This window comes from Paenibacillus sp. LHD-38 (assembly GCF_031157315.1).
Classification (GTDB): domain Bacteria; phylum Bacillota; class Bacilli; order Paenibacillales; family Paenibacillaceae; genus Pristimantibacillus.
In genome coordinates this window covers 38,415-54,064 of the sequence record NZ_JAVIFU010000015.1, presented here as the reverse complement: position 1 = coordinate 54,064, position 15,650 = coordinate 38,415, and the positions used below count along the sequence as shown (strand labels likewise).

13 protein-coding genes and 1 riboswitch are annotated in these 15,650 nt (G+C 48.4%); of the genes, 4 read left to right on the top strand and 9 right to left on the bottom strand.

Annotation, left to right across the window (positions count from 1 at the left end):
• Position 1: 1 nt before the first annotated feature.
• The 9 genes from RCO25_RS14730 to moaA form a co-directional block, all read right to left on the bottom strand.
• Positions 2–1,075: a ThiF family adenylyltransferase gene (locus tag RCO25_RS14730; RefSeq protein WP_308996899.1), complete on the bottom strand. Its 1,074-nt coding sequence runs from the start codon at positions 1,073–1,075 to the stop codon at positions 2–4.
• A complete protein-coding gene (gene thiC / locus RCO25_RS14725; protein ID WP_308996898.1) occupies positions 1,068–2,831 on the bottom strand; it encodes a phosphomethylpyrimidine synthase ThiC in 1,764 nt (587 codons plus the stop codon). Before thiC ends, RCO25_RS14730 begins: the two co-directional genes overlap by 8 nt.
• 333 nt (positions 2,832–3,164) lie before the next feature.
• A riboswitch (TPP riboswitch) is annotated at positions 3,165–3,269 on the bottom strand.
• A 73-nt stretch (positions 3,270–3,342) separates the two neighbouring features.
• Entirely contained in the window at positions 3,343–4,500 is a 1,158-nt protein-coding gene (locus tag RCO25_RS14720) for a glycosyltransferase family 4 protein (RefSeq protein ID WP_308996897.1), read from the bottom strand.
• Between the two features lie 85 nt (positions 4,501–4,585).
• Positions 4,586–5,617 carry a sporulation integral membrane protein YtvI gene (gene ytvI / locus RCO25_RS14715; protein ID WP_308996896.1) on the bottom strand — a complete coding sequence of 344 codons (1,032 nt, stop codon included), beginning with the start codon at positions 5,615–5,617 and terminating at the stop codon, positions 4,586–4,588.
• Between the two features lie 75 nt (positions 5,618–5,692).
• Positions 5,693–6,832: a radical SAM/CxCxxxxC motif protein YfkAB gene (gene yfkAB, locus RCO25_RS14710; protein ID WP_308996895.1), complete on the bottom strand. Its 1,140-nt coding sequence runs from the start codon at positions 6,830–6,832 to the stop codon at positions 5,693–5,695.
• A gap of 134 nt (positions 6,833–6,966) precedes the next feature.
• Positions 6,967–8,085 (bottom strand): HD-GYP domain-containing protein, encoded by a 1,119-nt coding sequence (locus RCO25_RS14705; protein WP_308996894.1) that lies wholly within the window; start codon positions 8,083–8,085, stop codon positions 6,967–6,969.
• A 148-nt stretch (positions 8,086–8,233) separates the two neighbouring features.
• Complete coding sequence (locus RCO25_RS14700) at positions 8,234–9,682, bottom strand: bifunctional metallophosphatase/5'-nucleotidase (protein ID WP_308996893.1); 1,449 nt, start codon at positions 9,680–9,682, stop codon at positions 8,234–8,236.
• 41 nt (positions 9,683–9,723) lie between these two features.
• Positions 9,724–10,191 carry a molybdopterin-binding protein gene (locus tag RCO25_RS14695; protein ID WP_308996892.1) on the bottom strand — a complete coding sequence of 156 codons (468 nt, stop codon included), beginning with the start codon at positions 10,189–10,191 and terminating at the stop codon, positions 9,724–9,726.
• Positions 10,192–10,200: 9 nt separating this feature from the next.
• Positions 10,201–11,202, bottom strand: coding sequence for a GTP 3',8-cyclase MoaA (moaA, locus tag RCO25_RS14690; RefSeq protein ID WP_308996891.1), 1,002 nt, complete (start codon positions 11,200–11,202; stop codon positions 10,201–10,203).
• Between the two features lie 102 nt (positions 11,203–11,304).
• Here moaA and RCO25_RS14685 point away from each other — a divergent pair, with 102 nt between their 5' ends.
• The 4 genes from RCO25_RS14685 (at position 11,305) to RCO25_RS14670 (ending at position 15,590) form a co-directional block, all read left to right on the top strand.
• Positions 11,305–12,039 carry a molybdenum cofactor biosynthesis protein gene (locus tag RCO25_RS14685; protein ID WP_308996890.1) on the top strand — a complete coding sequence of 245 codons (735 nt, stop codon included), beginning with the start codon at positions 11,305–11,307 and terminating at the stop codon, positions 12,037–12,039.
• Positions 12,040–12,090: 51 nt separating this feature from the next.
• A complete protein-coding gene (locus tag RCO25_RS14680; RefSeq protein ID WP_308996889.1) occupies positions 12,091–13,170 on the top strand; it encodes a ThiF family adenylyltransferase in 1,080 nt (359 codons plus the stop codon).
• A 137-nt stretch (positions 13,171–13,307) separates the two neighbouring features.
• Positions 13,308–14,318: an HD-GYP domain-containing protein gene (locus RCO25_RS14675; protein WP_308996888.1), complete on the top strand. Its 1,011-nt coding sequence runs from the start codon at positions 13,308–13,310 to the stop codon at positions 14,316–14,318.
• A 174-nt stretch (positions 14,319–14,492) separates the two neighbouring features.
• Positions 14,493–15,590 carry a YhfM domain-containing protein gene (locus RCO25_RS14670; RefSeq protein ID WP_308996887.1) on the top strand — a complete coding sequence of 366 codons (1,098 nt, stop codon included), beginning with the start codon at positions 14,493–14,495 and terminating at the stop codon, positions 15,588–15,590.
• Positions 15,591–15,650 lie beyond the last annotated feature (60 nt).

The window sequence follows — 15,650 nt, the reverse complement described above, 5'->3', positions numbered from 1 at the left end:
TTCAGCCCTGCAATACATACGTTTTGCAAAGCTTAATTGCATTCTCAGCATCCGCCGTTCCTTGCACGAGCACACGCCCATCCGGGAAAAGAATGAGCAGCTCACCGCTTGGAAGCTCCGCTTTTATTAAGTAGCGATTCACGGTAAGCCGGCAGCCACGCCCGCCTAACGATTCCTCCAAATCGCCAAGAAGAAGCGGCATGCCTAATGTGACCTGCACCGTATCTCTCCCGCATAATACGGTTGAGACCATTGATTCTTCCCGATACGGAGCCGCTTCTGCCGCTGTCCGGTCCACTCGCATTTCATGTCCCTGGCCGCAATGCGAACAATCAGCGTTTCCTGCAGGCAGCTCCGATTCTCTTAGCTTAAACTTCCATAAGTCAACGCTTAACCATGTTCCGCGAATCGCTGCTTGATTGCCGGAAAGCCATTTAATGGCTTCGCCTGCTTGCAGGGAGGCAATGAATTCAACAGCTGGCGCAAGCACGCCAACCGTATCGCAAGTGTCTCCCTCGCTCCCTGAATCCTCGGAGCCGATCAAGCAGCGCATACAGGTGGTGTTCCCGGGTATAAGCGCAGCCTGCATGCCTTGTGCGCCTGCTACCCCGCCGTAAACAAACGGAATGCCTTGTTTGAAGCATATATCGCTAAGCAGCAGCCTAGTCGCTGCATTGTCTGTTCCGTCAAGCACGAGACTTACGTCTCTCGCCAGCATTTCGATATTCGATGCATTAACATCCGCAACGGTAGCTGCTACGTTTATGCTGCTGTTGATTTTCCTCAGCTTATTGGCGGCTGCGGCTGCCTTCGGCAGAACAGCAATCGCATCCGCCTCATCAAACAGCATCTGCCGCTGCAAGTTACTGGGCTCGACAAAGTCCCGATCGACCAGTCTGACCTCGCCTACGCCTGCCCGCACCATATGCTGTGCCAGCGATGCGCCGAGCGCGCCGACCCCAACGATGAGCACCGTGGCAGCAGCCAGCTTTCGCTGGCCCGCCTCTCCGATCGGAGCAAATCTCGTTTGCCTGGAATATCGATCCGTCATGGGGAACTCGGCGATATCAGCCATAAATCATACTCCCTGAAGCCTTGAATGCATCCGATTTTTCCTTCATACCCGCCTCAATTGCCTCTGTCGTTTCCATTCCGTTCTGCGCCGCATACTCCCTGATATCCTGTGTGATGCGCATGCTGCAAAACTTTGGCCCGCACATGGAGCAGAAATGGGCTGATTTCGCAGCATCCGCAGGAAGCGTCTCATCGTGATAAGCCATTGCACGCTCTGGATCAAGCGACAGATGGAACTGATCGCGCCACCGGAATTCGAATCGCGCCTTGGACAACGCATCATCGCGCAGTTTCGCCCTCGGATGACCTTTCGCGAGGTCTGCCGCATGGGCAGCGATTTTATACGTAATCACGCCTTCCTTCACATCCTCCTTGTTCGGAAGACCCAGATGCTCTTTGGGCGTTACGTAGCAAAGCATCGCTGTACCGAACCATCCGATCATCGCGGCGCCGATCGCCGAAGTAATATGATCATAGCCTGGAGCAATGTCCGTTGTAAGCGGGCCTAGCGTATAGAAGGGAGCTTCGTCACAAACCTCAAGCTGGCGGTCCATATTTTCTTTAATAAGATGCATCGGCACATGCCCCGGGCCTTCGATCATGACCTGTATATCATGCTTCCAAGCGATTTTTGTCAGCTCACCCAGCGTATCGAGCTCGGCAAACTGCGCAGCATCATTGGCATCGGCAATCGACCCCGGTCTCAGTCCGTCGCCAAGCGAGAACGAAACGTCGTACGCCTTCATAATTTCACAGATATCTTCAAAATGCGTATATAGGAAATTTTCTTTATGGTGAGCCAAACACCAAGCGGCCATAATCGATCCGCCTCGCGATACGATTCCTGTCACGCGCTTAGCCGTAAGCGGTATGTAACGCAGAAGCACGCCCGCATGTATCGTAAAATAATCAACGCCCTGCTCGGCTTGCTCGATAAGCGTATCGCGGAAGACTTCCCAGCAAAGATCCTCTGCTTTGCCGTTTACTTTCTCCAGCGCTTGATAGATCGGCACGGTCCCTACCGGAACCGGCGAGTTGCGGACAATCCATTCTCTGGTCGTATGAATATTTTTTCCCGTGGACAAATCCATGATGGTATCAGCGCCCCAGCGGGTGGCCCATGTCATCTTCTCTACTTCCTCTTCGATGGAGGATGCAACGGCTGAGTTGCCGATATTCGCATTTATTTTGACATGAAAGTTCCGCCCGATAATCATCGGCTCACTCTCTGGATGGTTGATGTTAGTCGGAATGATCGCTCGCCCGACTGCAATTTCACTGCGGACGAATTCCGCGCTCATCCCTTCGCGTATAGCGATATATTCCATTTCCGAAGTAATAATCCCCTTACGCGCATAATGTAGCTGCGTCACGTTTTGCCCGGCTTTTGCCCGCAGCGGCTTTCGTGACAGGCCCGGGAACAATTCTGCTCCCCGCTCCCTCACTTTATCCTCCGATATAAAGCCGTTATCCTCTGGCTTTATTTCACGGCCTTCATAAGCTTCTACATCGCCGCGCTCCTGAATCCATTCGTTGCGGAAGGCAGGCAAGCCGCGCCGTACGTCGGCCTCATGGCCATCTTCGGTATAGGGGCCGCTCGCGTCATAAACCCTAATTGGCTCATTTGGCAGCTCTTCGCCATTTCTTCCCGAGCTTGCCTCAAGCGCGATTTCTCTCATCGGAACACGAATGCTTTCCTTGGAGCCAGTCACATAGACCTTGCGGCTGCCCGGAAGCGGAGTAGTAATAATTGACATTAAAAAAACCTCCCAAGTTGATAATTTAGAATTTCTCCTGGAGGCATACACAAGCATATAAGAAAGTTTAAAGCACCGCTGCTTTACACGCAGCCACTGGCTGCATGAGCTGCAATCGCTGGAGCGGGTTAAGCTACTTTGCAGCCCCTCCTTGGAGAAGCCCCGCAGTCTGCCCAACAAAAAAAACCGCTCCAGCGAAAGGAGCGGTCGAAGTGTGTCGTCATGCGAGTGTAACCTAGCCAAGGAACCCTTGGACAGATCAGCTCTGCTAATCATAGATAATCGAGCTGACGAAGCAGCTGATTTCCGCAGAGCATTCACGCGCTGTTGCTTAAACGCACAATCCCACTTTCCTACGCTGGCATAACCCAGATCAGGTTCAAAGGGACCAAAGCGTTTCGCTTTATCTCAGCCATGACGGCGCCCCTAGTGGATTTCCTTGTTTGACTATAACGTTTTGTTAAGAAATGTGTCAACCCTCAATTTCCCGAAAGCCTATAAATACACCCAGCTACAGGTTGCTTTCATTTAAAAGCTTTACCCACCGATCAGCCGTATGCCTCCATGTGAATGTTTGCTCTACCCTCTCACGGCTAAGGCGGCCCAGCTTCTGACGAAGCTGCTTATCACCAAGCAGCTCATGGAGCCTTTCTTTCAGCTCACGCTCGATATTGGATTGATTTACCAAATACCCGGTTTCCCCGTTTCGAATAATTTCTTTCATTCCTCCGGCACGCGTTGCAATAACGGGAACGCCGCATGACATTGCCTCGACGTTCACAAGCCCGAATGCCTCGCGGGCTCCGGAGGGAACAACCACTACGTCGGCAACCAGCATCCAGCTTGGCACCTTCGTATAAGGAACATAGGGAACAAAACGAACATGGCCCGGGCATTTACGACCCATGCGTTCAAGCATGCGCGCATAGCCCGTTTTACGGTGCGAGCCGTAAAACGGGCTGCCCACAATAACGACAACGAGATCAGGATTTTTTTTTGCCAGCTGCGGCACGATGTTGAGGAGATGGTGTACGCCTTTTAGCGGAATAAGCCTTCCCATAAACAGCACGACCTTTTTACCGCTCAGTCCGCGTTTCTTTCTCAGGCTTTCTCTTTTGGCAGACCCCTCGCCCGAGAATTGCGAAGGGAATCGGAACGTGTCCACACCTGGATATACGACACACACCTTTGATGCGACTTCGGGTGCTTTGGATACGACGATCCGCCGGAGAAACTCGCTGTTGACGATGATTTTATCTGCGGCCTGCAAGCACTTATGCAAGAGGGAAGATGAAATATAGGGAGATGAGATGAAGGTGGATGAATGCAAATAAAGCCAGACGAGTTTGCCTGGGTTCATTCGCTTCATCGTTAGGACAAATTGAGGGCGGTTCTCGACATCGATGACCTGAGGAGAAAATCGCCGCACAGCGCGTCCTACTTCATGAATATATCGCTGCTTACTGCCGGCTGCAAACCGCTCGCATACAACGCCTTTAAACTGTCCCTTGCGGGGCAACCGCTTACTTAATCTTCCAAAGATCCGCGGTTCGGCATAAGGCTTCAGCAGCGGAGCAAATTTCTCTACCACCCGCTCTACGGAGCTGCTTCCAGGCGATGGGATCGGGAAAGAGCCTGGGGTGACAATCGCCACTTTTATAGGTGCCATTTAATTAGATGCCTCCTAATGACCTGCTTTTTTGCAGTATCATACGCATCTTATTATGGCTTTGTTACGGCACCCCGCCATCCGTCTAGAGCTTGAATTTCATTTGAAATAAGCCTGCTTTACGCGCCGCCATATAAATGATGACGACCAGCGGTCCGATAAATACTCCGATAACGCCGACTAGCTTAAAGCCGACATATAAGCTTATCAGCGCGGACAATGAACCGATGCCAACGGAATCGCCAAGAATTTTCGGCTCAACAATACGGCGGAATACCGTAATGACGAGAAAGAGCACGATAAGCCCTACTCCCATATACAAATTACCCGTAATGATTAAATAGCTCCCCCATGGCACAAGCACGGAGCCCGTTCCAAGGATCGGCATAATATCAACGACGATGATAAGCAGCGCAATGGCCAGCGGATACTTGACGTTAAGGACCAGAAGGCCGATTAACGAAATAATGTATGTAAGAGCGCTCAAAATAAACTGAGAACGCAGGAAGCCAAAAATTGACTTCTTTAGATTATTTAATAATGCATTTACCTGCGGCTGCGATTTATCATCGAATAAAGAAAGTACAGTCGCCTTCATCGTATTCAAGCTAAAGCTCATCATATACACCGCCACCAAAAAGACGATGAAAAAGATAAACATTCCCGGAATGCTTGAAGCGAAAGCTATCACGGTATTCGATAAGGTGCCGACCATTTTCGTTAATGTGCTTGTAAGCCCCATCAACCAATTTTCCAGTGTTTCAATCGTATCCGGCGGGAAGTTTTGATAAAGCGATTGTGCTTGAAGCATCAAATCGTCTACCATGCTATTGGCATTTTCAAAATAATTAGGCACCTTCTTAAAGAAGGCAATTAACTCCGCAACAACCTTAACACCTAGCAGCGCAATTAGACCAATAAGGATGATCGTAAATAGACTGCTGGATATCGTGGCAGCGAGCAGCCTATTCATTCGGAATTTCTTCATAAACAGCTGATTGACCGGCTCGAGAAAAATAGCTACGACAAGCGCCAGCAAAAACGGTGCACCAACCGTAAAAAACAAATAGAGCAGCAGTAATCCTACAGCAATAAACACGATTGTCTTGATCGACAACAGCTTCTCCTCCTCTCTTTACTTTTATATGCTCCTTATTACGCGGTTAAGCCTGCAGAACCTGCATTCTGAAAGCTAATCCATCACAGCGCTTTGCTCATGGAAATTAACATCCTTATAGTACATATCCTTTACAAGCAGATTCGGTCCGCAGCATGCTGCCGCTGGGCAATGGCAATTCACACTCTGAGCAAGAGAATGGTCCAGCCACTTATCAAAGAGCTCCTCAAGCTTGGAAGAATATATGCTGCCAAAAGCAGGCACATCCGAAAAGTCGGTAACAAAAACGTCGCCCGTAAACAAATTGACATTAAGACGGTTCCGCCCGTCAGGATCGTTGCGTACCGTCACATTCGGCTCATTCGCTAATCTTCTAAGCAGCTTCCGCTCAGATAGGTTATCACTGCATTGATAGAATGGCAGTGTTCCGAATAACATCCAGACTGATTTGTCTCTTGCCTTCAGCAGTCTTTCAATCGCTTCCAGCATCTGCTCTCGCGAAAGGACCGGCAAATCCTTGGCAAAGGAGCTTGGGTACATAGGATGAACCTCATGCCGCTGACATCCCATTTCAACGATCAGCCGATGAATCTCGTCTATTTTGTCATACGTTCTGTAATTAATCATCGATTCTGCAGAAACAAGTACGCCAGTCTCACTTAGCCGACGCGCATTCTCGATCATTCTCTCATAAAGCTTTGTTGCGGTTTCAAGTGAAACCTGATGTCCTGCTCTCGCAAATCCGATTTGGTGAAAATCCTCTGCGGAAGTATAGTTGAACGAAATATGCATGACGTCTAGATAAGGAGCAAGCTGCTCATATCGACTATACGGCAGAGTCACATTTGAATTGATTTGGGAGCGGATTCCCCTGCTGCGGGCATATTGAAGCAACGGCACCATGTAATCACGGACCGTTCGGTCGGAGAATGAGGGCTCCCCGCCTGTTATGCTGATCGTTTCAAGATGCTCCACTTCGTCCAGTCGGTCCAGCATCTGCTTAAGCGGCAGCTTGGCGGGTTCGGATAATACTAGTGTGTCTCCAACGGCGCAATGCTCACATCGCATATTGCACAGGTTAGATACGGTCATTTCTACGCTAGTCAATCGATGTCTTCCATATTGCTGCAGCGAACGAATGGGATCCCATGGATCATTCGTTGGCGAAAGTACGGATAATGGTTTTCTTGCTTGCTGCAAATCTATCGTGTTCATTTTTTTCAGCACCTGACTTATGATCTGGAATGAAACATTCTATATTTATTGTAATGCGCGACCGCATAGGAAGCAAATAAAACGGTGAAAAAAGAAGCAAAAAGGAGCCTCGGCGGCTCCTAACTCTTAAGTCTTTAAATACCCGCGGCATGCTGTACTTCGCTTAAATCATCATTCACACTGACGATCATCATCGTAAGCTGCTTCGACAAGTCAATCTCATAAGGCAATTTCATTTCCTCGCCCGCTTCATTATACAAGACGCGGATAATCGGCCGATGCGGATAGGAGTGGTTTAAATCTGCTACGACTCCTGATTCTCCCGTCTGCAGCTTAACCGTTATTCCGATTGGATAAATGGCGACCTTGTCGCGAAACAGTTGAACCATTTGCTGCTCATAAAGCGTTCCAGTCCCAGCATACAGCCGCTCGATCGCATGATGCGGCAGCATCGGTGCGCTATAGATACGATTAGTCGTCATGGCATCGTACGAATCGACTAGCCCGATCCATTTGGCATAATCGTGAATCTCATTCCCCTTGATACCTCGCGGATAACCGCTTCCGTCTATGCGCTCGTGATGCTGGAACGCGCAGTGGGCTACAAGCAGCGGCAGGTTAGGCTCATCCTTAAGCAGCTCATAGCCTAATCTGGCATGCTGCTTCATAGCCTCGAATTCCTCTTTCGAGAGCGAGCCCGGCTTCCTCAGCACATCGATCGAAATTTGAGTCTTGCCAATATCATGCAGCAGCGCCCCCATGCCGAGTGTCGTAAGCTCATCCTTCGTATAACCGTTCGACATGCCCAGAAGTGTTGTATACACGCATACATTCAAGGAATGCTGGAACAAATAGTGGTCAACGGAGCTCATATCCATCAGCATGATCATCGCATCCTTATGACTGGAAAGATCATCGATAATCATATTCATTATTTGTTTTAACGGCTGCGCTATATAAGGATAAGTAACACCTTTCTTACGCTTTGGACGATCCATCATCTCGCGGAAATTCGTTCGAATTTCTTTAAGTGCGTGTTGCATCGTTTCCTCGCTGATTAAGGAGGGCGGTACAATATCTTCCGTTTTCGGATCGGCTATATAAACATATTGTATTCCACACTGCTCCAAGCGGGAAATTAGTCTTTCAGTCAGCTCTATGTTTTCGCCAAGAAGGACTAGGCCCTCTTGCGAAAATATTTTTTTGGCCAGCTTCATGCCAGGCCTGCATTTCGCAATTGGAAACAAACGCATTTTCTCGATCCTTCCCCATAAAAAGATATCTTAACTATTACATCGGAAAAAGCCGTTCGTAATGTTAATGTACGGGAAAATCACGAAATTCGCAACCATTTTATACTATTTTTTCGACATTATTTGTCGAGATTATTCATAATTTTTGTTATATTGATTCATTTCGCCACCGCAGCCGGCGACTTTCGATAATAGCTGACAGATCCTGCAGCTGCGCTCCGATAACGTCCCGTATGAATTCAGGCAAATAATATTGGTATTGGACGGCATTGGCCAAAGACTCGTAACCGGCTTTGAAGCTGAACATATCAATCGTGCCGAGCTTATACAGGCGCTCGTCTTCCAGCGGCTCACCGTTGACGGAAACTTGGGTGAGCTTGCTCATCGGAGGTTTGGCGGAATCATAAGAGATGGATAAGCCGTCTACCGCAAGCGTTCCGAGAACAAAGCCCCGGAAGCCGTAACCCTTAATCGGCTTATGGATAAATTCAGGCAGCAGCGCTTGCTCCAGCGCTGTGCGAATATCCGTGCCGGAAATCGTCATCAGGCACGGATTAATAGGAGACGGACAGAGGGCATGCAGTTCGCCCGCTGTCACGTCCCCCTGCGCAAGGCCGCCGAGCAGCTGCCCCGTGTTGACCATGCCGATCTCGGCATCGGTCCAGCGGCGCAAGCCAGCGGCCAGCAGGTTGCCGAGCGGCGATTCCCGCTCGGCTCTGGCGGGCAGCGGCGAATCGAGCCGGGCAACGACCCGGCTCAGCCGCTGCTGTCCCGACACGCGGTAGCTGCCAATGATGGCGGCAGCTTCAGGATGCTCCGCCAATGCAGCCGTTGGCACGCAGGTTCCGCGGAACATAGGGCGGGCAGTCTCCTCATCGAACCCGATCTCTACTCGCCCGAGATACTCGCCGAATTTCCCGGCCGCACAAATCGTCGTGCTTCCGAGAACAATCGGCTCCTCCAATAAATGATGGGAATGCGCGCCCAGGATAAGATCGATGCCGTCAAGCTTCTCCGCCATCAATCGATCGGAGGTTATCCCAAGATGCGACATGATCACCAATACGTCAACTTGCTCACGCAGCAAGCTGACCTGCGCTCTCACTGCTTCAAAAGGATCGGTAACCTGCCAGCCAAGCAAGGAATAAAAATCAACAAAGGGCGCCGTAACGCCGATTAACCCGATCCGCAGCCCATTTTTGTCAACGATGGTGCTCGGCAGCAGCCATTCAGGCTGCTCCTTCGTCGCTGAATCCAACATATTCGCGCATACGATTGCAAATCTTGCACGGTTAACATAAGCATCTGCTACCGTTTGGGAAGAATAGGTAAGACCCTCATTATTTCCAAGCGTTATAACTTCATATCCCGCGTTATTCAACAGTTCTACATTTACGATACCATCGCTGCCTTCCGTTTCAACGCGCATGCGGTCCATATGATCGCCGCAGTCTACGGCAAGCACGAGATCGCTGCCGTAAGAGCGGCGCTCCTCCGCGATTAGCGTTGCGATTTGGGCGGCATGCTCGAGACGGCTATGTATATCGTTGCTATGAAGAAGAACCACTCGTGTATGAAAGCTGTCCGTCAAATTCATGCACGCCTCCTTATTCCGTATTACAAGCGGAGCAAGCCACCTTATTTGTTTTTACGCAATTCATCAGCAGAAAATGTATGTTTAAATCCATAAGTCGCTTCTTCCGTCCCGTTCGCTGCATTGTGCCCAATCCTAAGCTTTACGATGCTCTTCACATTTAAGCATTTGCTGCTTCCGTTCGGCACGTATAAGCGAATAGGCCCGGTCTTTTGCAGCGGTTCTCCGTTTTGCCCGTAAAGGACGGCTGCTTCTCCCAGTTGATCCCAGGGAATGAAAGCCTCGAAAGTATCAGCTGCTTCTACAGTCAGTTCTGAGGGCGCAGGAATGGCATCAGCACCGCTGACCTTCTCGATCCATGCCGAGTACCAAAGTTGCCAATCAAAAGCTTCCCCGACCGCACCAGGAACTCTGTGTGCGATGGGGAAGCTTACACCTGCCAGTATGGCCATCTCTTCCGGGCTCGTTGTGAATGCGCCCAGCTCGAAATGCTCGATCTTGATTTCATGCATACGTATTCGTCAGCCTCCTATTTGAGACATGCGACGCTCCGTAGGGACGTGTGTTTGCGCGCCGTCTGCCAGCTTTGCCGCCATCTCGTGATTTTCCGGCTTAATGTCCATCGCTCGAAGCAGCAGGCGCTGCATTTCTTCCGGATGGCCAAAAGCATCCTTCACATTTAACTCATCCACCCAGTACAGACACGGCTTAATCGATCCGTCCGCGGTTAAGCGCAGCCGATTGCAATTGCTGCAGAAGTGATCGCTTATCGGATGAATCAAGCCAAACGATCCGCGAGCCCCCTTCATCTGCCAGTCATCGGAAGGACCATTGCCATGCACATTCGTTCTTCGGCTAATTTCATAGCCTTCTCGCTCTGCTACTTCAAGAACCCGGGTTAACGGTAAATAGTGCTTTTTCCAATTTTCATCGGCATGCCCGATTGGCATATATTCGATAAACCGAACATGCATCGGCTGATCGTAAGCCAACTTTAAAAAATCGGCAATTTCGTCCTCATTCACTTCTTTAAGCAGCACGCAATTCAGCTTAATCGGATCGAATCCAACGGCTGCCGCCGCTTCGATCCCTTCCATTACTCGTTTTAATTCACCGCGCCGCGCAATAAATCGAAATCTGGAGGAATCTAACGTATCCAAGCTAATATTCACGCGGTTTAAGCCAGCCGCTTTAAGCGCCTCGGCCTGCTTTGCGAGAAAAATGCCATTTGTAGTTAATGCTATATCTTGAATCCCGTCAATTGCAGATAATCTACTAATTAATCCATCGAGTCCCGGCCGAATAAGCGGCTCGCCGCCTGTGATGCGCAGCTTCGTAATTCCAAGAGCCGCACCGGCTTCCACGACCTCGACAATTTGATCGTATGACATCAAATTTTCGGATTCCGTGAAGTCCATTCCTTCTTCAGGCATGCAATACAAGCATCGCAAATTACACCGATCGGTTACTGAAATACGCAAATAATCGTGTACCCGTCCAAAACGATCCGTCAATGTAGGCATGAATCTCACTCCCTTTCTGTCTATGTATTAGCATAACATTTTTTTTTGAATTATGATATTCTATAAACAGCTTTTAACCTAATTGATGAGAGGTTTTATATCATGACATGTAACTGGTCTATTAAACTATTTGCCGGTCTCCCCGAGCGCTTGGGAGCACCTTCTATAAATCTGCAAGCCGAAACCGATCAAATGAGCGTTGCTGATTTGAAAGCCGCTATATCTGCGAAATACCCGGATCACAAAGCATTAATACAAATAGCATTTATTGCACGCAACCATGCTTATGCGGCCGAGGATGCGATCTTGCTTGCTACGGACGAGCTTGCCCTTCTTCCTCCCGTCTCAGGAGGAGAGGAACCTGCTCAGCCTGTTACAGAGCCTGTGGAACGCTATGTCATTACATCCGAGGCGATTAGTTCGGACGAGGTGCTTGCAAAAGTGATCGTACCCGAGCATGGAGCCGCCATATCTTTTGTAGGCACAACGCGCGAATGGACGCATGGACAGCGTACGGTTAGGTTGGAATATGAAGCCTACGCTCCAATGGCTGTTGCAACGATGCGCCAGATAGGCGATGAAATCTCCGAGCGCTGGCCCAATGCTTTATGTGCGATCAGCCACCGTATCGGCGTAGTTGGACTGGCTGAGACCAGCGTCGTTATCGCCGTATCTGCTCCTCATCGAGACAGCTGCTACGAGGCAAGCAGATACGCTATTGAACGCCTCAAACAAATCGTACCGATATGGAAGAAAGAAATCTGGGAGGACGGCTCGGAATGGAAAGGACATCAACTTGGACCTTGGAATCCTACCGAACAGCTAACTGATTTTTAGTTTTTCCGATCGGGTTGACCTCATTCAGCAAGCATCGAAGGAGAAATAAAGATGAACAATATTGACAATAAAGCAATCGCTTCTCCCAGCCAAGCTCTTCAAAGTTCGGCACGCTATGCCAGGCAAGCCCGGTTTGCTCCCATTGGAGAGAACGGCCAGCAGCTACTTTCAAGCAGCCGCGCCGCAGTCGTCGGCATGGGGGCGCTCGGCTCAGTCATCGCCCAGCATCTTGTTCGATCGGGCGTCGGATACGTACGGATCATTGACCGCGACATTATTGAATGGAGCAATCTGCAAAGGCAAATGCTATATACCGAACAGGATGTCCTAACCCTGCTGCCAAAGGCACAGGCTGCAGCTGTTCATTTGCGGGAAATAAACAGCTCGGTAACGATCGAGCCGATAATTGCTGATTTAACGGCCGCAAATGCGGAGGATCTGCTTGCTGACGTTGACGTTATCATCGATGGCAGCGATAACTTCTCCGTTAGATATCTTATTAATGATTATAGCGTGATGCGCAATATTCCTTGGATTTATGGCGGAGCAGTTGGAGCATCCGGCATGACTTTGACGATTATTCCGGATAAAACCCCCTGCTACCGCTGCCTGTTTAATGAGCCGCCCCCGCCGGGCACGACCGATACATGCGAGACGGCTGGCGTGATTTCGCCTATCGTAGACATTATCGGGTCTCTTCAGGCTGCAGAGGCGATTAAGCTGCTTTCCGGCAACGTTATCGCGCTGCACGGTACGTTGTTTCAAATCGATCTCTGGAACCATACTTGGCTTCCTGTTTCCGTTTCTAATGCCAAAAGAGGTGAATGTCGCTGCTGCGGCCAGCTTCGTTTCGAATTCCTGGATGAACGTGCAACGGATCCTGCCGCAGCCTCTCTTTGCGGGCGAAATTCCGTTCAAATTACGCCAGGTCAACCCGTTATGCTCAATTTGACGGAGCTTGCACAAAGACTTCAGCCGGTTGGCGCAATAACCGTTAATCGTTTTTTGCTGCGGATCGAACTAACGGACGAATTAACCTTTGTCTTATTCAGCGATGGCCGCGCGATCGTTCAAGGTACCGATGAACTGACGAAAGCAAGGTCAATTTACGCAGAAATATTAGGTAATTAGACCCTATTTCAAAATCCTCTTATTGCCATTCCGATCATTCATTGCTACTATTGTAGGTATATATCTCTACTACAATCAATTGGGGTGTCTCGATGAGGGTTCATGTTACAGACTTAATAGATGGAGACCGGTTAAGTATGGATACGTTTAACGAATACGGTCTTCACGTACTCTCCAAAGGAACAGTACTCAATAACCAAGAAATTTCAAGATTGTTTCAACATCGAATTGATTATGTCGATATCGAACAAAGGGTTTCTGATGTTGCAAAAGGCCGGACACTTGAATCGACGGTAAATCCCAAATGGCTTCCTACCGTGCAGCCCCTTTACGAAAACGCTGTCAAAAACTTCGAAGGCTTGTTTACGAAAGCATCTGCCGACGGGAAAATCGACGATGCCGAGGTATCGAACATATTCCAGCCGCTCCTAAATAATCTTCAGATGGAACGCGATGTCGTCTCCATGCTGCTCTTGCTCAACACGAAGGACGATTACACGTATCAACATTCTGTACAAGTAGGCATGCTCTCCTACTATCTGGCTACTTGGGTCGGATATACGAATGAAGATGCTGTGAAAATTGGTAAATCCGGTTTTCTTCACGACATAGGAAAATGCCGTATTGATGATCTTATCTTAAATAAACCTGGAAAGCTTACCTCGGAAGAATACGATGAAGTTAAGAAACACACAATATATGGACACGAAATTATTTCCAAATCCATTGATGAACCGTTCGCCGCATTTGGAGCGCTCCAGCATCATGAACGTAATGACGGCTCTGGGTACCCGAATGGTCTGACCGGTGATGAAATACATCCCGTATCCAAAATCATTGCTGTCGTCGATATCTATAGCGCGATGATATCACAGCGTGTCTATCAGCAGAAACGTGACTTGTTATTCGTTTTGAAAGAATTGTACAAACTAAGCTTCAAAGAGCTTGATCCCTTTACGACGCACACATTTATTAAACACATGATGCCAAATTTCATTGGCAAGCGTGTTGAGCTTGTAAGCGGCGAAAGTGGAATAATCGTAATGACGCATCCGACTGAGTTTTTCCGTCCTCTTATCCAAATTGGAGAAAGCTTTATTGATATGGCTACAGATCGTGACTACGAAATCCATCAGGTCTTTCTATAAAGATTCCTTAAGAAACTCGACTCCGATATTTTATCGTGGTTGAGTTTTTTTATTATCCATTCGACCAGTCTCTCCAAGCAACAAATACTTAATTTATATCGTTAAGATTGTAAGAGATGCCAGCGGTATCCAAAACGTCTTGAGGTGAATGCATTGCGAAGCATTATTCTGATTTTGTCCGTTGCTGTCCTGCTTGCTGGCTGCCGTACTGAATCCACAACCGTTAATCTTGAACAACCAAGTCTTAAGCAAACCACTATTTGGGCTAATGAGCCTCCTGCCGATCCTAAGAGCGAAGAAGTTATCATCTCTCGATTGGAAGACGATAGCGATCACCAAGGTGAAGCTGATTCTACTTTGTTAAAGCTCACGGATACTGATTTAGTTAATGTATTTAAAACAGCCTTTCAAGAAGCAGAACCGATACATGGCGTTGTGAAGAGCAAAGCACCCTCCCATATGGTCTTAATCAATAAAACTGAATATGATTTATGGATTGACGATGGAAAAACAGGTACGATTGCCCGTGCAGAAGAAAGCCACACGCTGTATTCGATGTCCCTTACCACGACCTTGAAGATCAAAGAGATCTTATCTTGGTCAGTGCCTCAAAAACCCGTTCAAGGACTCGTTATGGACAAAAAAATCCATGATGATTCGCTGCGCATTTTAGTTGCGACAAATTGGACTGGCCACACACAAAATATTTCAATGGATGATAGGATTAAGAAATCCTACAAAACGAATGAACACGCATGGTACACAGTATCTCAAGAGTTTTATGTTCAAGCTCACGTAGGGCAGCAGGTTTCAATCATTGCAGCAGCCCAGCAGTTGGAGTCTAATCCGCCAATTCGATTCTCGATCACCGCTCGGCTTATTGAACCGCTGATTAACAAATCCAGCTTTTATTTAAAGCTCGTAGAAGAGGAACTTAACAAGCAGCAATTGCTCCTCATCTCTATTGATATAGAGAATGAATGGGTTTTGGAAGGCATTACTCCAAGCAGATATACAGTCGATCATATTAAAAATGATAACAAGTCTGCAATCCATGAACAGCTTTCCATATACGTATTCAATTCTGAGGAGCATCTTGAAGCCGGTCTCGATGATTTTCACAAGCAAACCGCTTTAATGGATATGCTTTACCCCCGCATCTATAAAATCAACAATGTCATGTTATTTTATTGGGCCCGCGGTGACATGGATAAGCAGGCAATCTTTGGGCCCTCTTTCGACAAAGCTGCCGAGCAGCTCTTATTGAAGTAATTAAAAATGAACACAAAAAAGCCCCTTTGCAGGGGCTTTTTCTAGTTAAGCAGGCGGTTA

Excerpts from the sequence above, each read along its gene's own strand:
- RCO25_RS14730 (WP_308996899.1), bottom strand. The coding sequence starts at position 1,075 with ATGGCTGATATCGCCGAGTTCCCCATGACGGATCGATATTCCAGGCAA.
- thiC (WP_308996898.1), bottom strand. The coding sequence starts at position 2,831 with ATGTCAATTATTACTACTCCGCTTCCGGGCAGCCGCAAGGTCTATGTG.
- RCO25_RS14720 (WP_308996897.1), bottom strand. The coding sequence starts at position 4,500 with ATGGCACCTATAAAAGTGGCGATTGTCACCCCAGGCTCTTTCCCGATC.
- yfkAB (WP_308996895.1), bottom strand. The coding sequence starts at position 6,832 with ATGAACACGATAGATTTGCAGCAAGCAAGAAAACCATTATCCGTACTT.
- RCO25_RS14705 (WP_308996894.1), bottom strand. The coding sequence starts at position 8,085 with ATGCGTTTGTTTCCAATTGCGAAATGCAGGCCTGGCATGAAGCTGGCC.
- RCO25_RS14700 (WP_308996893.1), bottom strand. The coding sequence starts at position 9,682 with ATGAATTTGACGGACAGCTTTCATACACGAGTGGTTCTTCTTCATAGC.
- RCO25_RS14695 (WP_308996892.1), bottom strand. The coding sequence starts at position 10,191 with ATGCATGAAATCAAGATCGAGCATTTCGAGCTGGGCGCATTCACAACG.
- moaA (WP_308996891.1), bottom strand. The coding sequence starts at position 11,202 with ATGCCTACATTGACGGATCGTTTTGGACGGGTACACGATTATTTGCGT.
- RCO25_RS14685 (WP_308996890.1), top strand. The coding sequence starts at position 11,305 with ATGACATGTAACTGGTCTATTAAACTATTTGCCGGTCTCCCCGAGCGC.
- RCO25_RS14680 (WP_308996889.1), top strand. The coding sequence starts at position 12,091 with ATGAACAATATTGACAATAAAGCAATCGCTTCTCCCAGCCAAGCTCTT.
- RCO25_RS14675 (WP_308996888.1), top strand. The coding sequence starts at position 13,308 with ATGGATACGTTTAACGAATACGGTCTTCACGTACTCTCCAAAGGAACA.